This window comes from Rheinheimera sp. 1928-s, from assembly GCF_029269265.1.
Taxonomy (GTDB): domain Bacteria; phylum Pseudomonadota; class Gammaproteobacteria; order Enterobacterales; family Alteromonadaceae; genus Pararheinheimera.
In genome coordinates, this window is record NZ_JARIXP010000003.1 from 177644 (window position 1) to 198930 (window position 21287).

The window sequence follows — 21287 nt, forward strand, 5'->3', positions numbered from 1 at the left end:
CCTCTTAATGGACTGAACTCAGGCATGAAAGTCGGTTTTTGATACTTTCACTTCGGCGACAACACCGACACGTACGACAAAATCACCAAAACATTCGTTGCTATTACGTTCTGCAACCCAGCGTCCAATCAGGCTATCCAGTGCTTGCAGAATGTCGGCTTCAGCTACGTTATCTAAATACAGCTTAGGTATACGGGTGCCCTGAGTATTGCCACCTAAATACAGGTTGTATTTACCAGGACCACGGCCCACTAAACCAGCTTCGGCCAGCATGGCGCGACCACAGCCATTAGGGCAGCCCACCACACGTAAAATAATGTGATCATCTGGTACACCGTGTTTGGTCAGCAACTCTTCGACATGAGTGACCAAAGTTGGCAAATAACGTTCGGCTTCGGCCATAGCTAAAGGGCAAGTAGGCAAGGACACGCAGGCCATAGAGTTTTTACGCTGTTCTGTCACGCTGTCGTTGATCAAGCCATGCAAGCGGGCTAAAGCTTCAATGTCGGCTTTGTCTGCAGCCGCCACACCAGCGATAATCAAATTCTGATTCGCCGTCATGCGGAAGTCGCCTTTGTGAATACGGGCGATTTCAGCCACACCTGTTTTTAAGGTTTTACCCGGATAATCCAGAATACGGCCGTTTTCGATAAAGACAGTAAGGTGATGTTTACCATCTATGCCTTCCACCCAACCAAAACGATCGCCACGGCCAGTGAATTCATAGGCTCGGCTGGGTTGGAACTTCACGCCAACACGTTTTTCCACTTCGGCTTTAAATACGTCCACCCCAATGCGGTCTATGGTGTATTTGGTTTTGGCGTTTTTACGATTCACCCTGTCGCCATAATCACGCTGCACAGTCACTACATGTTCAGCCACTGCCAATACGTGCTCCAGAGCAATAAATCCAAAGTCTTCGGCTTTACGTGGGTAAGTGCCTTTATCGCCATGCGTCATGGCAAGACCACCGCCGACTAAGACGTTAAAGCCCACCAACTGGCCATTTTCGGCAATAGCGACAAAGTTTAAGTCGTTGGCATGTACATCGACGTCATTTTGCGGCGGTATCACCACAGTAGTTTTAAACTTCCGCGGTAAATAAGTTTCGCCCAGAATAGGTTCGGCTTCTGTGGTTTCCACTTTTTGCTCGTCCAGCCAAATCTCTGCGTAGGCTTTGGTTTTTGGCAGCAAATGCTCAGAAATTTTTGCCGCCCACTGATAGGCCTGTTGATGCAATACCGACTCGACCGGATTCGAGGTGCATAAGACGTTACGATTGACATCACCCGCTGTAGCGATGGAGTCAATGCCAATGCTATTGAGCATCTGATGCATGCTTTTAATTTTCGGTTTTAACACACCGTGGAACTGAAAAGTCTGACGGGTGGTTAAACGAATACTGCCGTAAATAGTGTTATCCGCAGCAAACTCATCAATCGCCAGCCATTGTTGTGGCGTAATAATACCGCCCGGCATACGAGCACGTAACATGACGTTATGCAGCGGTTCCAGCTTTTGTTCTGCACGTTCAGCACGGATATCACGGTCATCTTGCTGGTACATGCCGTGGAAACGGATCAACATAAAGTTGTCGCCGTTAAAGCCGCCGGTGATTTCGTCTTTTAAATCTTTGGTGATAGTGCCACGTAATAAATGACTGTCTTTTTTCAGTCGTTCGTTATCAGACAGCTGACCTTGCACCTGTAAATCCGGGTTAATTGGCTGAGTCATTAATAAACATCCTTCTGATAACGTTTGGCCTGACGTAAGTCGTCAAAATACTGTTCTGCTTGTTCTGCACTGAAGCCAGCTTGTTGTTGCGCTATATCGAGCAGCGCCTGATGCACATCTTTGGCCATTTTATTGCCATCGCCACAAATGTAGAGATAAGCGCCTTGTTGCAACCAGGCCCAGATTTCTTCTGCTTTTAACCGCAGTTTGTCCTGCACATAAACTTTTTGCGCCTGATCGCGGCTAAAAGCCACATCCAGTTTGCTCAGCACTCCACGTTTTAAATAATCCTGCAGTTCCACCTGATACAGGAAGTCCTGAGTAAAATGTGGGTTACCAAAAAACAGCCAGTTCTGACCTGTAGCTCCGGCTTGATCCCGCTCTTGCAGAAAGGCACGGAACGGCGCTATGCCTGTACCAGGTCCTATCATAATAACTGGCGTTTCATGGTCAGGCAGACGGAAGTTATCGTTGTGTTCCACAAAAACTTTAAGCTGCGCGCCTTCTTCCAATCGTTCCGCCAAAAAGCCTGAAGCCCCACCTAAATGCGTACTGCCAAAAGCGTCGTAACGCACTACGCCCAAAGTTAAGTGCACTTCATCACCCACTTCAGCCTGTGAAGAGGCAATAGAATACAAACGCGGTTGCTGTTTACGCAAAGCATCCACTAATTGCTGGGCTGTTAAAGGCGCAGGGTGTTGTAAAATCACATCCAGCGTCTGGCGGTTGTCCAGATACTGACGTAAAGCAGTTTTATCTTTCACCAGCTCCAGCAACTCACTATTGGCTGTCGCTTCTGCATATTTTTCGACAAAACTCGGGTAAGACTGAGTTAACTCCAGTTGTTCAGTTAAGGCAGTTTTTAAGCTGTAAGTCTGACCCGCTAACTGCACTTCAGTAGCACCATCAAGCCCTGTTGCCGCCAAAATCGCATCCACTGCTTTGGTGTCATTAAGGAAATAAACCCCAAGCGAGTCACCCGGCTGATAGACGATGCCTGAATCTGCTAAGGAAATTTCAATATGACGCACATCTTTGGTCGAATCGCGGCCAGTGATTTTCTGATTAACAGATAACTCAGCCAGATAAGGCGTTTCTTTGGTAAAAGCACTGTCATGGCTGGCAGTGGCTGTGGCGCCAGGCCAGGCAATAACTTGAGCAGAACCGCTAGTTTGTTTTAGCTCTGGCGCAAAAGCCTGCACTGCAGTTTCAGTCCAGCTAGCCGCCTGTGCCGCATAATCAACATCCAGATCAGCTCGGGCGTGTAATCTTTTGCCACCTAAAGCCGCCAGCTGTTCGTCAAAGTCGATGGCTGTTTTACAGAAGAATTCATAGCTGGTATCACCCAAACCCAGCACAGCAAACTGCAGGCCATTCAGCTTAGGGGCTTTTTTACTGAATAAGAATTTATGGAAAGCCACAGCACTTTCTGGTGGTTCACCTTCGCCATAAGTGGAGGTGACGATCAGCAGGTATTTTTCTTTGGCTAATTGAGTGGTTTTGTAGCTGCCAATATCTGTTAGCTTCACAGCTATGCCTTGTTGCTCAGCAGCCGCTTTAATTTTGTTCGCCACAGCTTTGGCATTGCCGGTTTGTGAGCCATATAAAATAGTCAACACCGCACTTTCATGGCTTTGTTGCGCAGTTGCTGGCAACTGGCCGCCCGCCAACTGAGCAGCTGCAGCAAGATAACCACTGACCCAGGCCTGCTGAATAGGATTAAGCTGGCTGACTAGCGACTGTAAATCCTTGATTTGTTGAGCGGACAAAGGACTGGCCTGAGCAGCTAAAGACGCGAATAGCATAAAAACACCACAAATAAGCTAAGTTATCGCCATTTTAGCCGTCTAAATGGATAAACCTAAATAACCCTTCTCTCTGCTTTATACTTTTTAGTTATTAAAATAAGTTTTTGCTTTATAACTATAAAAACAGATGACGCCTTGCCCTTATCGGAACTGGTTGTTAGCATGGCTTGAATCTGTTCAGGGAGTTGTGCAGTGTCTGTTAAGTGGCTTTTTTTCTGGTTAAACCTGGTAGTGCTGTATTTACCTGCAATGGCGCAAAGTCAACAACAGGTGGAAGTTGCAACTGCATCTGAACGCCAGCAATTAGTACAACAACTCTCACAAAGTACAGACCCAACAGAGCGGCTGGCTGTCCTGGTCCGGCTGACCGAAGTTTTTGTCACACAAGACCCTGCGCTTAGCCTGAATTATGCCACCCAATGGCTACAAAATACTGCCGACAGGGAAAGTGTTGATTACCAACGTATACTGCTGCAACAAACCACAGCTTTTATGCTGCAAGGTAATTATCAACAGGCCTACCAGACCAGTCTGGAAACAGAACGTCTGGCTCGGGCAACAAAAGACAACAAGCTATTATTTAACGCGCTCCGACGACAAGCGGATAATCTGAACCGTTTAGGTCAGGCCGATCATGCCCTGCCCAAAGCTCTTGAAGCCATGCAAATTGCCGTTGATGCTAATAATGCGGTGCCGCTGCAAATCATCCGTTATGACCTGGCGCATATTTATCTGAACTTGTATGCCTATCCACAGGCCATTCAAATTGCCAGCGATGGCTTGAATCTGGCGATGACCGGAGATGACAGCAACCGTCAGGCCAATTTTTTACATCTGCTGGCTGAAGCCAGTCGCTTGTATCAACAGTATCAGGCTGCTGAAGATTTCGCCCGTAACGCGCTGGAGTTACGTTTGAGCCGGCAAGAGCAGGCGTTAGTCGCCTTGTATCATTTAAGTCTGGCCCGCAGTTTATTGCCTCAGCAGAAATATCAGGAAAGTGAGCAACAGTTGCAGCTGGCATTGCTTGCCGCCCAACAAGTGAGTAATAACATTGAACAGGCCGATGCCCTGCAAAGCTTAGCCTGGCTGGATTTACATTTTGGCCGCATTGATCAGGCCAACCACAAATATCAACAACTAGCCCAATTGCTGCAAGCGGAGGACTATAAAGCCAGTTTCAGACGTTTCAGCTTGCGGCATCTGAGCGATTTGTTTGAGTTCTCTTTACAACCACAAGCTGCGGCTTTGTATGCAAAGCTGGATTTACAAGCCTCCCATTTTACCGAGCCCCAGCAATTGCTGGACTATTGGCAGGTGACAGCACAGGTAGCAAACTTTAAGCAACAATACCAGCAGGCTTACAGCGCTTTGGAGCAGGTACGCCAGTTACAACAATCTTTATTTGATGACAAAAGCCATAAACAGGCGCTGGTGATTGCCAGTGAACAACACAAAAGCTTACTGGAGCGTAATCTGCAGCAAGCCTCTCAACAAAACCAACTGGATCAACTGACGCATCAGCATCAGAAAAATATGCTGATGCTGTTGTCCGTAGGCGCTTGCTTAGCCTTGGCTTTGTTGTTGTCGTTGTTTTATCACAAATCACGGCGTAACCGTCTGCTGCTGCAAAAACAGCAGGAAATGGCGCAGCAGAAAATTGCGGTAAAAAATGAGTTTATTGCCACTTTAGGTCATGAAATCCGCACGCCATTGCAAGGTATAGATGCAGTGCTGGCGCAAGTGCTGCCAGAAATTGAACACCCAGGCAGCCAACAGAAAATACAACTGGCGCGCCGCTCTGTCTGGTCTTTGGATAACATTATTAACAATATTCTGACCAGCAGCAGGTTGGATTACGGGGTCTACCAGCCCGTAGATCAGCCAGTGGTGTTGATCGAATTATTGGGCCGCCTGCACGACTTACTCGAACCTCTGGCCAATAACAAAGGGTTGAAATTAAGCTGTTCAGTTACCTCTAATCTGCCAGCGCTTTTGTTGTTGGATGAGAATCTGTTAACCCAGTTGCTGACCAATCTGATTTCTAATGCAGTGAAATACACCAAACAAGGGGAGATTGAGGTCAGAGTAGAGTTGTTGAACCAAACTGACTCCTCGCTACAGCTGCTATTTAAAGTGCGGGATACAGGTGTGGGTTTAACCACATTGCAAATAAGCCAGCTGTTGCGGGGCGAGCGCCTGAATCAGCAACGCACTTTGCAGGCAGGGCCAGGCCTTGGCATGCTGGTGTGCCAAAGGTTGCTGCAACAACTGGGCTCAGAACTGAACATTCAATCCGTGCCAGGTATTGGCACCGAAGTCAGTTTTAGTCTTAAGTGTCAGGCGTCCACTTTATTGCCGGCAACAGCGTCAGTTGCGGCAGAACAACATCATGCCCTGGTCGTTGAAGATGATGAGTTATGTCGTGTCAGCCTGGAACAAGTGCTGACAGAGTTAGGCTTTGTAGTGACCACAGCGTCCAGCCTGCAGCAGGTACAACAATTACCTGCACAGCTTTGGTCCTGGGTGTTTTTAGATGGCCAGTTAGAAGACGCTGATGCTTCGCAAACCATACAGCAGTTACAACTGCAGCGTCAGGTGGATGCACAAAGCCGCTTTGTACTGGTGAGTGGTTCAGCACAAAACCAAACCATACCTGCGGTCAGCGCCGTTTTGTCTAAGCCCTGGCGGCGTGAACAATTACAGGCTCTGATCGCTCAACTGGCGCAATTGCCGCCGCTTAGTCCTTTGTATCAAACCGACTATTTGCAGCAGGCTTTGCAGGCTCTGAACGCGGAACAACGCCAAAAGCTGAGTACCAATGTGCAGCAGCAACTTGCTGTTTTACAGCACGAATTAACCCAGACAACACCAGATCCTAAAGTATTTCATCGTTTGATCGGCAGTATGGGACAGTTGGGACTGATGCGCTTAAGCCAGTTATGCCGACTCATGGAGCAACAGCTGCATCAGGATCAAAAGCCCGAGCCATGGTTAAACAACCAACTGCACCTCTGTATACAACAAAGCCAGCAGGCTCTTATGCTATTGTTGGAACGCTATAACCAAAGCGGCTCAAACAATAAATAGTTTGAAGGGGAATTCAGTGGTGATTCATTACTTTTCCGGCAGCATGGTTGTTTTCACCTTATTGGGGTTGTTATGAAGTATATCTGTGTCAGCACATTGCTGCTGTTAAGTGGCCTGAGTTACGCCAGTGATCAGTGTGCTTTAACCTTGCAGGACGATTTAAAAGTCAGCCCTTCTGTGGTTAGTGTGCAAAGGGGTGAGCAGGAACTGTGGCGCATTGATACCACAGGTCAGCTGTGGCTGGCTCAGCAAAAAAACAACAGCACAGCGGAAACCCGGCAGCACCTCAAAGCCTATCAGCAAGGTATTCGTAGTCAGGTTACAGCCTCTGCCGCCTTAATGGATGATAGTCTGCAACTGGCACGCACTGTGCTCGATCAAAATGTTCAGGCTACTACAGGCCAAAGCCTGAAAGACAACCCTGAATTGCAACAACCTGTGGACCAACTGGAGCAGCAACTGAATCAACTGGTTCAGCGACAAGGCGATACTGTGTATGTCTATGGCAGTCAGCTGCGTTCAGCCGATAAAAATTTAGCCAAAGAAGCAGAGCAACGCATTCAGCAGGCTGTGGCTAAAATCAGTGGCCAGATGATGTTGACCTTAGGCCAGAATGTGCTGCAAAGCCCAGGCTCTGCTACAGAAAAAATGCAAAGCTTTCGTACTAAAATGCAAAACTTTGGCAGTCAGTTAAAAACTGATATGCAAAAAAACAGTACAAACTTACAACAACGAGGCCAGCAGATTTGTCAGCAGTTAAAAACGCTGGATCTGCTGGAACAACAAATTCAGCAACAGATCCCGGCCATGTCGCCTTATGATCTGATCGATGGCCAGAGCGAAGGCTTTAAACCTGTGATCTGACAAAGGGAAACCCAATGATCCAACGTATACAACCAAGCAAAAGATATAGCGAAGCAGTGATAGCCAATGGTTTCGTGTTTTTATCCGGTATGGTGCCGGACAATCTGGATGATGATGCGACAGCTCAAACCGCTCATGTGCTGGCACAAATTGATGCAGTACTAGCGGAAGTGGGCATCAGTAAAAGCCGTATTGTCGATACCACTATTTATCTTGCGGATATGGCGGACTACAACGCGATGAATGCAGCCTGGGATTTATGGGTTGAAGAAGGCCAGGCTCCTGCTCGTGCTACGGTAGAAGCTCGCCTGGCGAATCCGCTTTGGAAAGTAGAAATTAAGGTCACAGCTGCGCTTTAATCTTGAGCTGAGTCTTTTCTCGTGCTTTGTTTCGCTGCAACGGCCTTCGCCAGTTGTTGCAGCTTTTCGCTTTGACCAAACACTTCAGCAAACTGCGCTACTGTCATTTTCTCTTTATCTGTCACTGGCGCTTTTGCATCCACTGAACTGTCTTCATTGCAATCAATGGGGTAGAGAATCTTACCTATACTCCACTCGGCTTTGACTATGGCCCCCATCATGGCGGTATGACCTCTTTTATCACGCAGGCAAGCGTCAGCACCTTGTTTCAGTAGTAATTCAACAGCGGCCTGCTGCCCAGCATAAGTGGCCACCATCAGAGCGGTATAACTTTGGTTATTACGCTGGTCCACAGGATATCCCTGCTGTAAAAACTCATTCAAAACGACAACATCACCAGTGCGGGCAGCAGCAAAAAAGTAAGACGTGAGTTGTTCCAATGGAGCAGCGGCTTGTTCTTCAGAGTGCACCAGAGCGCTTAATAACATCAAACTCAGTAGTAGTAATCGCATCAGATAAATGCCTCAAATATAGAGTTATGGGTTCCCCAAAGTAATTGGAGTTGCAGCGAGGCGACAAGTGAGCGAGACCCCAGGAGCATAGTTGTCCTATGTGACTGGGGCGAGAGCGCGTAGTCAACAAAGCTGCGGCTTCAAGTACGCAGGGGAATTAGTGCCTGCGAAACTCACCCTGGGTGCAGGACAGAGCATACGAGTTTCGCAGGGCTTTAAACAAAGGTCAGCTGACAGCGACTGCCAGCCGAACTGCACCCGAGACAGGTATTACAGAGATTTCGCTATTTGCTGCACTTGTTTTAAATCGCCATTGACGGCTTTGGTTAAACGAGTGCCATAGTCGCTATCCGCTTTGTAGAAGTGCGCCAGCATTTTATGTTTGGTGGCAGAGTCTTTTACTGCCCCTAAATCACCGGACAAGTTGCGGATCAGATTGGCTTGTTGCTGTTTATCAAAGCTGCGGTACAAAGCACCGGCCTGACTAAAGTTGTCCTGCTTACTGATGGCTTTTTGCATCACTGTGCCATCCAGTTTTGTTTCGACAGCACGGGCAGCAGCAACCACAGTTTTTGGTTCAACCCGGCTTGGCTCATAATTCACATTGGATGTGCTATGACCAAAGTTCATAGCGCCATCCTGGTTGTGGTTATCCACCATCACTTTGGCTCTGTTGATTGGCAACTGGCTATGATTTGCGCCTAAGCGATACAGTTGAGTATCGGAGTAAGAGAAAATACGGCCTTGTAATAAACGATCTTCCGACGGCTCTATACCTGGGATCAGGTTGGCTGGCGCAAAAGCCGATTGCTCAGTTTCTTCAAAGAAGTTATCTGGCATCCGGTTTAACGTCATAGTGCCGACTTTACGTTCTTTCACACCAGGCCAGGTTTTAGTGGCATCCAGTGGGTTAAAGTCGAAATCATCCAGCTGATCCGGCGTGATCACCTGCACATACAGATCCCATTTCGGGTTATTACCCGCATTGATGTTCTGGTACAAGTCGCGGGTCAGGTGGTTAAAATCCATGCCCTGAGTTTTAGTCACCTGATCAGCATCAAGCGATTTCACGCCCTGCAGACTCTTCCAGTTGAACTTGACGTAATGCACCAGGCCTTTGTCATTGATGAATTTGTACGCATGCACACCAAAACCATTCATTTCACGGTAGCTGGCTGGCGTGCCTAAATCTGAATACACAAAGGTCAGCATCTGGGTAGAACCGGGTTCATGTGACATAAAGTCAAAGACACGATTTGGGTCTTGCATATTGTCAACCGGTGACGGTTTTAACGAATGCACCATATCCGGGAATTTAATCGCATCACGAATAAAAAATACCGGCAGGTTGTTCCCTACTAAATCCCAGTTGCCTTGATCAGAATAAAACTTCACCGCAAAACCACGAGGGTCGCGCAATGTTTCAGGGCTATGGTTGCCATGAATAACAGTGGAGAAACGCACAAAAACAGGTGTTGTTTTGCCTTGGTTTGCAAAAGGCGCAGCTATGGTTAAATCGGATAAATCGTCAGTCGCAACAAATTCGCCATGAGCACCAGTACCACGGGCATGCACAACACGCTCTGGAATACGTTCACGGGCAAAACGTTGTAACTTTTGGATCAGGTGCACGTCTTGCAGTAAAACACTGCCGTTGGCTCCTGCTGTAGTAGAATTCTGGTTATCACCTACCGGAGCACCGTTGTCTCTGGTTAAAGTGTTCGCTTGTACGGCTAAAGACAGACCTAAAGCTAAAACTAAGGCTGATTTATTAAACATTATTATGACCCTCTTGGAGTGTGCTCTATCCTGCCAACACAGAGTAGACTCCAAAGGTCATTTAAAAAAACGAAATAAAACTATCGCATCAATCTAAAAAACAAATTAGATTTTACAAGCGCCACCAGCACAATCGTCTGATTCATCATCCTGCATAGCGGCTTGTTCTGCTGCTAACTGATCTGCAGCCAATTGTTTTTGCGCTGTTTTTTTCTCGGCACCATCAAAATCCAGATGGTCTAAATCAAAGTCAAATTCGCTCATAAGTGTGCTCCGTATTGCTGAGTATCGCCTTTTACTTGGGTTACTCTACGCAATTTTCAAGCCGGAGCACAGGGATAAGCGGTGAATTAACCGTAGATTTCAGCTAAAGCTGCCAGACGTTGCTGTTCAGGCATAGCCTTTAATTGCTGAATTAAAGAAGCTGGTAATTTACGGGCTGAACCACGTGAATAGGCACGAATTTGCGCGTCCGCATCTTGTGTTAACTGCGCAGTCATCGGATTCAGTAACTGTACACAAGCACTGCGAACAGGTGTGAAACCTAATTTTTTCGCATAAGCTTTTAATAGGTTATCTTGCGCATTTTGTGTCGCAAGCTCACAGTATTCAACATTTGAATAGGTATAGCTAGAAGCGGCCTGAGCCTGGCTTGCCAGTAGAGTAACAGCAGCAAATACAGCAGTAGTAATAAGTTTCATTGAGTCTTCCTCGGCTTTAAGTTGATTAACTGCGGGCAATTATTCAGCAAAGCCATGACAACTCTGTGTAAGAAAGACGAGAAAAAGCAGAACACAAGCATTAGAAAATCTAATGCTTGTGTAGGAAAGGTTATAACACCGGCTGGCCGGATTTCACCACCATAGCAGGTTGCTCCAGTGCTTTTATTTGAGTCAGCGGATCCACTGGCACTGCGACCAAATCGGCATAAGCTCCTACTTCAAGCACGCCGACATTGTGTTGGCCTTGCTCATTTTTCCAGTTTAATAGAGTACCGGCATTGACTGTTGCAGCCTGAATAGCCTGTAAAGGCGTCATGCCCCACTGCACCATATAAGCCAGCTGACGACCATTTAAACCATGAGTGTAAACTCCGGCATCAGTGCCATAGGCCATCTTCACTCCGGCTTTGACCGCTTTTTGGAAGTTTTGTCGCTGCAATAAACCTACGGTTTTTTCTTTGGCTAAGGACTCAGGCAAGATACCGGCTTTTTCACCTTCACTTAAGATGAAGTCACTGACATACACATCCATCACTAAATAAGTGCCGTGTTTTTTTGCCAGTTTGATGGCCTCATCGTCGATAAAGCTGCCGTGTTCAATCGAATCCACACCAGCTGCAATGGCGCGTTTAATGCCCTGCAAACCATGGGCATGAGCCGCCACTATGCGACCTCTGTCGTGTGCTTCATCTATTAAAGCTTTCATTTCATCAAAGTTATACTGACTGGCATTCACATCGGTGTTTTTGGACATTACACCACCAGTTGCAGCAAACTTAATCACATCAGCACCGTATTTGATGTTTTCCCGCACTTTTGACCGAACCTCATCCGGACCATTGGCCACACCAGCGCTTCTGGAATTGTAGATATGAGGCAGCAGATTATTGTCGCAATGTCCGCCTGTGATACAAATGGTATTGGCCGCCACCCGCATCCGCGGCCCCTGAATTTCGCCATCATTTATAGCATCACGTAAAGACACATCGGCATAACCTGCAGCACCTAAGTTTCGCACTGTAGTAAAACCAGCGTTTAAGGTCGCTTTGGCGGCACTGACACCAAATATGGCTTCACGGGTTGGGGTTTCCACTAAACCACGGTAACCATGTTTTTGTGGATCTGAAGTTAAATGCACGTGCATATCAATCAGACCGGGCACAACATAGTGTTGTGATAAATCTACCAGCTGCGCACCTTTTGGTGCCTGATCTGCATCAACGATAGCGCTAATCCGGCCAGCCTCAACCAGAATAGCTTTATTTTTCTGATAGTTGCCCGTGCGTACATCCAGCAGATGCCCCACCTGAATCACCTGTTCTACCTGAGCCACGACCACAGTGCTGAATAGCCCAGCCAGCAGTACCGATACCTGAGTTAACTTCATACCCTTCCTTATCTGCATCACTTGTTAGTTTGCGGAATCGTCTTTACCGGATAATTCAGCGACACGACGTTCCAGTTCATCCAATTTGGCGCGGGTTTTCGCCAGCACCTGAGTTTGCACATCAAACTCTTCACGCGAAACAAACTCCAGCTGACTCAGCTTTTGCTGCAGCACTTGTTTTACTTTGTTTTCGACGTCATCAGCCATCTCACGCATTTTCGGTGGGATAGCTGCGCCTATTTGTTTCGCAATTTCTTCAATCTTTTTTGGATCTATCATGATGGAGCTCCTTTAGAGTTATTTTATTCTACGAGCCTTTCGGCTCTGGCTGGATCCATTCTGCCGCATATTTACCGGACTTGCTCGTTTTGTGCAGAAATCAGCGCGCCTCTGCCCGGTAAATTTGAGTTAAACTAAGCTCCTTCTGTGAAAGGTGTCTGATGAAACTTAACTCTCAACAAAACGATGCGGTGCATTATATCAGCGGGCCTTGCCTGGTGCTGGCCGGTGCTGGCAGTGGCAAAACCCGGGTGATCACCAATAAAATTGCGTATTTAATTCAGCAATGTGGTGTGCCTGCCAAACATATAGCGGCTGTGACTTTTACCAATAAAGCCGCCCGCGAAATGAAAGAGCGGATTAAACATCAGTTGGAGCGCCCTTTGCTTAGGGGTTTAACTGTTTCTACCTTTCACACTTTAGGTTTAGAAATCCTGAAAAAGGAATACCGTGCTATTGGCTATAAGCCGAACTTCACGCTGTTTGACGATCAGGACAGCATGGCGCTACTCAAAGAGCTGACCGATGACGAGCTGCATGGCGATAAAGATTTACTTAAAGCGCTGCAAAGCAAAATATCATCGTGGAAAAACGATTTAACCTTGCCTGGTCAGGCGTTGTCCCGTGCTACTGATGCCCAAAGTATCAGCTTTGCCAATTTCTATCAGCAGTATGCGCAGCAACTCCGGGCCTACAACGCTTTGGATTTTGACGATTTAATTATGGTGCCTACCTTGCTGTTTGCGTCCAATGAGCAAGTACGACACAAGTGGCAACAAAAAATCCAATACCTGTTGGTGGATGAATATCAGGACACCAACACCAGCCAATACGAACTGGTGAAATGGCTGGTCGGTGAGCGCCAGCGTTTTACTGTGGTAGGAGACGACGACCAGTCGATTTATTCCTGGCGTGGCGCCAAACCACAAAATCTGGTGTTGCTCGGTAAAGATTTTCCGAACTTAAAAGTCATAAAGCTGGAACAAAACTACCGCTCCGCCGAACGAATTCTGAAAGCGGCCAATATTCTGATCGCCAATAACCCTCACGAATACGATAAACGCCTGTTCAGTGAACTGGGTTATGGTGTGCCTTTGCGGGTATTACCGACCCGTAATGAAGAAGATGAAGCCGAAAAAGTGGTGGCTGAAATTATTTCGCACCGCTTTATTAACCGCACTCAGTATAAAGAATATGCCCTGCTGTATCGCGGTAACCATCAGGCTCGGGTATTTGAAAAAGCACTGATCACCAACAGAATTCCTTATAAAGTGTCAGGCGGCACCTCGTTTTTTTCCCGGGCTGAAATCAAAGACATCATGGCCTATTTACGCTTATTGGTGAATCAGGACGACGACAATGCGTTCTTGCGTATTATCAACACGCCTAAACGTGAAATTGGCGCAGCTACTTTAGAAAAAGTCGGCAGCCTGGCCAATGAAAAACATATCAGCTTATTTGCCGCCTGCTTCGAACCGGAACTGACTGAACGTTTGCCAGCACGTGGCTTACAAGCTGTACAGAACTTTGCCACCTGGATTAATCATGTCGCAGACAACGCGCTACGAGCTGATCCGAAAGAGGCAGTAAAAGATTTGATCCGGCAAAGCCAGTACGAGGCCTGGTTATTTGAAAGCAGTGCCAGTCCAAAAGCCGCTGAAATGGCACTGAAGAATATCAATGAGCTGTACCGCTGGATCAGCGAGATGCTTGAAGGCAAAGACGATGAAGAACCACTGAGTTTAAACGAAGTGGTCACCAAACTGACATTACGAGACATGATGGAGCGGCAGGAGCAGGAAGATGATGCCGATCAGGTGCAATTGTTAACCTTACACGCTTCCAAAGGTTTGGAGTTCCCTTATGTCTTTATGGTGGGTATGGAAGAAGGTTTATTGCCGCATCAAAGCAGCATAGACGAAGACAATGTGGAAGAAGAACGTCGTCTGGCTTATGTAGGTATTACCAGAGCCCAACGTGAGCTGATTTTTACTTATGCCCGTGAGCGTCGCCAGTATGGTGAAGTGATTAAACCTGAACCGAGTCGGTTTTTATATGAATTACCAGCTGATGATTTGGAATGGAGTAAAGCAGCTCCCGTTAAGACGGAGCAACAACGTCAGGAAACAGGTTTGGCGCATATAGACAGATTACGCCAGTTGTTGAAAAAGCCCTGATTGGGTTTCACTCACTGGGCTGCTATCGGCAAAATAGCAGCAGCCTAACTGAGTCAGGTAAGAACGACTTTCATCATTTTCGGCAACAGCAGCAACCAGACGGTATTTGTGGGTTTGCGCCAGGCTTAACAGCACTTGCAGCAGCTGTTTACGCTGATCACTGCGCTGTAAACTGCGGCTAAAAGCCGTATCTAACACCACAAAATCAAATGGATACTGTACCAGTAAACCTAAAGCAGCCACTTCGGCAGCAAACTGATCCAGCAACAAGCGAATACCAAGTCGCTTCAACTGGTGTAAATTCGCCAGTTGAGTGGTGGTTAAACGCAACAAATCGGCTTCGTTAAAACCAATGCAGAGCTGATGCAAAGGCAATACCGAATGGCGTAATGCATTGCAGAGCTTATCAAACAGCAAGGTATTGTTCAGATGGCCGCTGCTTAGCGTAATGCTGAATACTTCTGCGCTGGCATTTTTTTGACAAAGCTGACGCACCATTTCCAGTTCAATATCAGGCATTAAACCAGCCTGACTGGCCTGACGGCTTAATTCAGCTTTTTGTTCTGCATCACCCTGCAGCCATTCCAGCACGACCTGATAACCCAAGATTTGCGCATCGCCTTGCAACAAAGGCCGGAAAGCTGGTGCAAACTGTTGTTGATCCACAGCCTGTTGCAAGGCTTGTTCCTGCCCCAGTTCTTGCAGCATTTGTTGGCGCATCGAATCATTAAAAATAACGAAACGATTGCGGCCAAACGACTTAGCCTGATACATAGCCGCATCAGCGTCACGCAATAACTCATCAGCATTTTGATATTCAGGCTGATAACAGGCGATGCCCAGACTGGCACCTGAACAAACCTGCTGACCTTCAAGTATCATCGGCTGGCGTAACGACTCAATCAAACGTTCTGCCACTTCTTCGGCATCCAAATCACTTTGAATTTGGCCTAATAAAATCACAAACTCATCACCACCCAAACGGGCGACTAAATCATGTTCACGTACTGTTTGCTGTAACCGCTGACTGACTTCAATTAAAAACAGGTCGCCAATATGGTGGCCTAATGTGTCGTTGATCAGTTTAAAGCGGTCTAAATCGATAAACAGCAAAGCAAAACGTGGAGTGGCTTCGCGGTTCCGATAAGAAAAACGCTGACGTAACTGCATCAAAAACATCTGGCGATTCGCCAAACCTGTTAACGCATCATGGTTGGCTTCGTGAAACAGTTTTTCTTCGGCTTTTTTCCGCTCTTCTACCTGCAAGCGCAAAAACAAATTGGTTTGACGTAATTCGCGGGTACGCTCAAAAATACGTTTTTCCAGCTCTTCGTGCTGTTGTTTTTGTTGTTCTGTGCTCAGTTTACGGGAAATAGCCACCGCAATATGCTGAGACACAAAACGCAATAAATTCAGTTCTTGCTCACTGTAACTGTAGGTATTGTCATAACATTGCAGGGCAATCACACCCAGCACCTGCTCTCCAACCAATAAAGGTGCGCCTAACCAACTGGTCGAAATAGCATTGTGGCCTAAACTGGATTGAACACGGTCCACCACACCAGCTTTGACCAAATCCAGCAACTTTGCCTGACTGATCAATTTAGCTTCGCCAGAACGGATCACATATTCAGTTAAACCGCTTTGCAGGGCACGTTCTCTCGGGGTTGGCGTGTATTGATCTAGATAGAATGGGAAATGCAATCGATCACCAGCTTCGTTCAACAAGGCGATGTAGCAATTGTCTGCCTTCATCAATTCGGCCAGAATCTGATACACCTCATGATAAAAACTCATCATGTCTGTGCTTTTGGCTGTCATCTCAGAAATTTTATACAAAGCTGATTGCAGTTGCTCCGCATTGGAGCGCTCGCGGATCTCTTTTTGCAAGGATTGATTGGTATTTCGTAACTGCTGAGTGCGCTCGCGTACTGTTTGCTCCAGCAATTCACGACTTTTGACTCTGTCTATGGCGGTCACAGTGTGAATAGCAATATTGCTGATCAAGGCCAAATCATGCTGGTTGTAATGACAGTCTGGATCGTAGCTTTGAAGTGCCATCACACCTATAACTTTTTCACCACGGCATAAAGGCACACCTAACCAATACTGGCATGCTGTGCCCTGAGCTGTAATATCGCCTGTTTCCACCAGTTGACGATACCCGTCCTGATCACACAACAGTGCCTGTTTAGTGCGGGCCACATAACCTGTCAGGCCTGAAGCAAAAGCGTCTGAAGGCGCATCTAACAAAACTTGCTGGTCTTTTTCGTCGGCGAAGTATTCCAGAGAAAACTGCTGGTCCTGATCACAAAGCACCACATAAAAATTATCTGCTTTGAGCTGCTGATTTAATAAACGGTGAATCGCAGGATAAAACTCACGCATATCCTTGATGCCAGATGCTAATTCTGACAATTTGAGTAAGGCGCCTTGAATGATATAAGCCTGTTTATAGCCTGCAGCCAGCTTACGCAAACGGCGTAGCTGACTAACCGCAACGTGGTAGGCTTTATCCAGAGTCGTTATATCCTTCAACTTTTTCTCTTATTCTTATCTGAGGCAAGGCAACCAAAGCTGGTTGATGTTTAAGCACCCCTATTATGCACAAAGCTTGAGCAGATGGAAGGTCAAATGAGGTAGCTGGTCAGATCTTCTTATAAGCAATTGAGCTATATAAATAACTATTAGATCTATAAATCTTCAGGGACAAAAAACGCTGCCAAAGCAGCGTTTCAACTAACAAAAAATTTACACACCTTCAGTCATAAAATCGATAGCTGCAGAAATTTCATCATCAGAACAGTCCATGCAAGTACCACGAGGAGGCATGGCACGAATACCTTCTATGGCATGTTTTAACAAGATGTCAGCACCTTGTCCTAAACGAGGCTTCCAGGCTGCATCCCCTTTTTTAGGGGCATCTAAAGCACCTGTACCATGGCAGGCAAAACAGGAACTTTGATACACCTGCTCGCCAGTGCGTGGACCTTTAGGTCCGGTATCTGCTGCAACCTCTGCGCCAGCCAGGTAAACCTGACCTACAGGCTCAAGACGTTTTTTAATTGCTTCGTTGTCTGCGTCCTGTGCAGCAACGTTGGCTATTGCGGCAGTTGTCATCAGCACTAAGGCGAGAGTGAGTTTTTTCATCTGGATAATCCTGTCAATAAGCCATACAAAAGTTAGGGTATTATAACGCTGGGATCCTTCATAGTGGAAGCCCCTGTATTTGTTGGCTTTTAACTTAGCCCATAATCCAGACTAAGTTCAGTCAAATTTGCAGGGAATAATGCCTTATAACTGATCAATCTTAATGGCTTTTTTTTGAGTCAAAAAAAATTGAAATCAGCGCTGTGCAAAGAAAATCTTTGTGGTAGTCTGTTTTCCCACTTTGATTGTCTTACTCTGTCGCCTATTTGACAGGAAACCAAAGTGAGATAATTTTCCACAAAATGGAATAATAAGAAAAACAATAAGGGAACCTCTAGCATTACCCTTCTTTTTCTTTTAAATACAGAAACTTACACTCACACCGCCGGACTCTTCATAGAGATTATCTGGTCGTTTTCTATTGTCTGTCCACAAAGTTATCCACAGCTTTTTCGTATAAAAAAGTATCAATGTCACAGGGCGACAACGTAGCTACAGCTGGCTGAACCAGCCCTGTTGTGGCATGCTTAAGCAAAACATTTAGGGATCCTTATCATGGTTGTTATACCGGACAATCCTCTTATTCTGGTCGACGGTTCTTCTTATTTATTTCGTGCTTATCATTCGCCACCACACCTGACCAATTCCAAAGGGGAAGCAACCGGCGCTATTTATGGTGTGGTCAACATGCTGAAAAGTTTGTTACGCCAGTATAAACCCAGCCAGATGGTCGTGGTATTTGATGCCAAAGGCCCCACATTCCGTAATGAAATGTACAGCGAATACAAAGCGCATCGTCCACCCATGCCTGATGATTTGCGTAGCCAGATTGCGCCTTTACATCAAATTATTGAAGCTATGGGTTTGCCGCTGATTTGTATCAGTGGCGTTGAGGCAGACGATGTTATCGGTACTTTAGCAGTGCAGGCCAGTCAACAAGGCCGACATGTGCTGATTTCAACCGGTGATAAAGATATGGCTCAGCTCGTTGATCAGCATGTCACCTTAATTAACACCATGACAGATACCATTTTGGACCCTGCTGGCGTAGCAGAAAAATTTGGCGTCGGCCCAGAGCTGATTGTCGATTATTTAGCGCTGATGGGTGATAAAGCTGACAATATTCCCGGCCTGCCTGGTGTCGGTGAAAAAACTGCGATGGCCTTACTGCAAGGCATTGGTTCAATAGAAAAGTTGTACCAGCAGTTGGATCAAATTGCAGCGCTGAACTTTCGTGGTAGCAAAACCATAGCCGCCAAAATGGAAGAATTTAAAGATCAGCTGATGCTGTCTTATCAGCTCGCCACCATCAAAACAGATGTGGAATTATCGTTACAGCCAGATAGCTTAGATATCAAAACCCCTGATCAGACCAAATTGGCAGAGCTATTTGCCGCTTGCGAATTCAGACGCTGGTTAAGCGAAGTTTTAGCAGGCAAAGACACTGCGACAGCTGTAGCGACAGAAGCTGCAAAACAGAATGAAGAGCAAGAAGCTGAAGTTCCTGCCAGTGGCATTGATACCAGCAGTTATCCCTGCATTTTAACCAAAGCTGATTTTCTGCACTTACTGGAACGTCTGCTTGAGGTTGAACTGGTGGCTTTTGATACTGAAACCACCAGTCTGGATTATATGCAAGCCGATATTGTCGGTATTTCTCTCGCCTTGGCTGCAGGAGATGCCTGCTACATTCCGCTTGCACACGACTATGTGGGGGCACCTGAACAATTAGACCGTGATTGGGTGTTCGCTCAGTTGAAAGACTGGCTGGAAGATGAAACTAAAGCCAAAGTAGGCCAGAACCTGAAGTATGACCAAAGTGTATTGGCACGCCATGGTATTGAACTGCGGGGTATTCGTTTTGATACCATGCTCGAATCCTACATAGTAAACAGCGTGGCCTCCCGCCACGATATGGATTCTTTATCACTGAAGTACCTTGGGCATAAAGCCATAGCTTTTGAAGATATTGCAGGTAAAGGGGCGAAACAGATCACCTTTAACCAAATAGCGCTGGAGCAAGCTTCACCTTACGCGGCAGAAGACGCTGACGTGACTTTACGTTTGCATCAAACCTTATGGCCGATGCTTGCGCAACATTCCGGCTTACAGAAAGTGTTCCGCGATATCGAAATGCCGCTAGTGCCTATTTTGTCCAAAATGGAACGCACCGGCGTTAAAATTGATGGCAAGTTGTTAGCACAGCAAAGCATGGATTTAGCCAAACGTATAGGTGAGATTGAGCAGGAAGCCTATCAGATGGCGGGTAAAGAATTTAACCTGTCTTCTCCTAAGCAACTGCAGGAAATCTTATTCGAGCAGATGGGGCTGCCTGTGCTTAAAAAAACACCTACAGGTACACCATCCACCGCAGAAGAAGTATTAGCAGAGCTGGCGCTTGATTATGAGTTTCCAAAACTTATTACTGAGCACCGGGGTTTAAGTAAACTCAAGTCCACATACACCGACAAGCTGCCGTTGTCGGTCAATCCGGCAACAGGCCGGGTACATACGTCTTATCATCAGGCTGTGGCAGCCACGGGTCGGTTAAGTTCCACTGAACCTAATCTGCAAAATATTCCAATTCGCAGTGAAGAAGGCCGTCGCATTCGTCAGGCATTTATTGCTGAAACAGGCAAAACCATACTGGCGATCGACTATTCACAAATTGAATTACGCATTATGGCGCATTTGTCGCGCGATCCGGCTCTGCTCAATGCTTTTGCGCAGGGCAAAGATATTCACAGAGCCACAGCAGCTGAAGTCTTTGGTGTAGCACTGGAGCAAGTCAGTTCAGAACAACGCCGCCGCGCAAAAGCGGTGAACTTTGGTCTGATTTATGGCATGTCGGCTTTTGGTTTGGCGCGCCAGTTAGGCATAAGTCGAGGGGAAGCACAGCAGTATGTTGATCTGTACTTCGAACGTTTCCCGGGCGTATTGGATTATATGGAACGCACCCGCACTCAGGCTCATGAGCAGGGCTATGTGGAAACTCTGTTTGGCCGTCGTTTGTACCTGCCAGAAATTAACGCCAAAAACATGGCCCGGAAAAAAGGCGCTGAACGCGCAGCAATCAATGCTCCGATGCAAGGCACGGCAGCCGACATCATCAAAATGGCCATGATTAAAGTAGCAGCCTGGCAGGAAAAACAACCAGCAGGCATTGTCGCCATGATTATGCAGGTGCACGATGAACTGGTGTTTGAAGTGAAAACTGAAGAGCTGGCAAGGGTCAGTGCAGAACTGGTAGACATTATGCAATCTGCTGCTTCGCTCGACGTGCCTTTACTGGCTGAAGCAGGTTCAGGCCCAAACTGGGACCAGGCGCATTAAAAAAATGCAATAAGGCTGAACTTTGTAAAAAACACCCAGTCTTACCAAGTGTGTATATGCCCATTCCTGGTAGTTTGATTTTTCGCCCCAACTTGT

The 21287-nt window shown here is 46.7% G+C and carries 15 protein-coding genes; 5 read left to right on the forward strand and 10 right to left on the reverse strand.

Translation table 11 applies throughout. From position 1 onward, the window contains the following. Window positions 1-18 precede the first annotated feature (18 nt). Window positions 19-1734, reverse strand: coding sequence for an assimilatory sulfite reductase (NADPH) hemoprotein subunit (gene cysI, locus P3C17_RS08515; RefSeq protein ID WP_300929025.1), 1716 nt, complete (start codon window positions 1732-1734; stop codon window positions 19-21). Then, on the reverse strand, window positions 1734-3539 hold the full coding sequence (locus P3C17_RS08520; RefSeq protein ID WP_300929026.1) for an assimilatory sulfite reductase (NADPH) flavoprotein subunit: 1806 nt from the start codon (window positions 3537-3539) through the stop codon (window positions 1734-1736). The genes cysI and P3C17_RS08520 overlap by 1 nt, the downstream gene beginning before the upstream one ends. Window positions 3540-3734: 195 nt before the next feature. On the opposite strand from P3C17_RS08520, the gene P3C17_RS08525 reads away from it, so the two are divergent. The 3 genes from P3C17_RS08525 (at window position 3735) to P3C17_RS08535 (ending at window position 7852) form a co-directional block, all read left to right on the forward strand. Further along, window positions 3735-6629, forward strand: a complete 2895-nt coding sequence (locus P3C17_RS08525) for an ATP-binding protein (protein WP_300929027.1) — start codon at window positions 3735-3737, stop codon at window positions 6627-6629. Between the two features lie 72 nt (window positions 6630-6701). Then, window positions 6702-7493 (forward strand): DUF2884 family protein, encoded by a 792-nt coding sequence (locus P3C17_RS08530; RefSeq protein WP_300929028.1) that lies wholly within the window; start codon window positions 6702-6704, stop codon window positions 7491-7493. 14 nt (window positions 7494-7507) lie between these two features. Then, the gene (locus P3C17_RS08535) at window positions 7508-7852 is read left to right on the forward strand and encodes a RidA family protein (RefSeq protein WP_300929029.1); all 345 of its coding nucleotides are present in this window, start codon (window positions 7508-7510) and stop codon (window positions 7850-7852) included. Here P3C17_RS08535 and P3C17_RS08540 read toward each other — a convergent pair. From P3C17_RS08540 to P3C17_RS08565, 6 genes are all read right to left on the reverse strand, one after another. Next, complete coding sequence (locus P3C17_RS08540) at window positions 7849-8364, reverse strand: ankyrin repeat domain-containing protein (protein WP_300929030.1); 516 nt, start codon at window positions 8362-8364, stop codon at window positions 7849-7851. The genes P3C17_RS08535 and P3C17_RS08540 overlap by 4 nt on opposite strands. Window positions 8365-8634: 270 nt before the next feature. Continuing rightward, a complete protein-coding gene (locus P3C17_RS08545; RefSeq protein ID WP_300929031.1) occupies window positions 8635-10143 on the reverse strand; it encodes a catalase in 1509 nt (502 codons plus the stop codon). Window positions 10144-10248: 105 nt separating this feature from the next. Beyond that, window positions 10249-10407 (reverse strand): hypothetical protein, encoded by a 159-nt coding sequence (locus P3C17_RS08550; protein WP_233078957.1) that lies wholly within the window; start codon window positions 10405-10407, stop codon window positions 10249-10251. An 86-nt stretch (window positions 10408-10493) separates the two neighbouring features. Beyond that, window positions 10494-10844: a hypothetical protein gene (locus P3C17_RS08555; protein WP_300929032.1), complete on the reverse strand. Its 351-nt coding sequence runs from the start codon at window positions 10842-10844 to the stop codon at window positions 10494-10496. Between the two features lie 130 nt (window positions 10845-10974). Beyond that, window positions 10975-12252 carry an amidohydrolase family protein gene (locus P3C17_RS08560; protein ID WP_300929033.1) on the reverse strand — a complete coding sequence of 426 codons (1278 nt, stop codon included), beginning with the start codon at window positions 12250-12252 and terminating at the stop codon, window positions 10975-10977. Window positions 12253-12276: 24 nt separating this feature from the next. Beyond that, entirely contained in the window at window positions 12277-12531 is a 255-nt protein-coding gene (locus tag P3C17_RS08565; RefSeq protein ID WP_300929034.1) for an accessory factor UbiK family protein, read from the reverse strand. Window positions 12532-12692: 161 nt separating this feature from the next. Between P3C17_RS08565 and rep the strand changes: the two genes are divergently transcribed. After that, a complete protein-coding gene (gene rep, locus P3C17_RS08570; RefSeq protein WP_300929035.1) occupies window positions 12693-14708 on the forward strand; it encodes a DNA helicase Rep in 2016 nt (671 codons plus the stop codon). Here the strand turns inward: rep and P3C17_RS08575 are convergent. Together P3C17_RS08575 and P3C17_RS08580 are read right to left on the reverse strand one after the other, a co-directional pair. After that, window positions 14682-17246: a diguanylate cyclase gene (locus P3C17_RS08575; RefSeq protein WP_300929036.1), complete on the reverse strand. Its 2565-nt coding sequence runs from the start codon at window positions 17244-17246 to the stop codon at window positions 14682-14684. The two genes, rep and P3C17_RS08575, sit on opposite strands and share 27 nt — an antisense overlap. 213 nt (window positions 17247-17459) lie before the next feature. Beyond that, window positions 17460-17858 carry a c-type cytochrome gene (locus P3C17_RS08580; RefSeq protein ID WP_300929037.1) on the reverse strand — a complete coding sequence of 133 codons (399 nt, stop codon included), beginning with the start codon at window positions 17856-17858 and terminating at the stop codon, window positions 17460-17462. A 555-nt stretch (window positions 17859-18413) separates the two neighbouring features. Here P3C17_RS08580 and polA point away from each other — a divergent pair. Further along, window positions 18414-21191, forward strand: coding sequence for a DNA polymerase I (gene polA / locus P3C17_RS08585; protein ID WP_300929038.1), 2778 nt, complete (start codon window positions 18414-18416; stop codon window positions 21189-21191). Window positions 21192-21287: the final 96 nt, after the last annotated feature.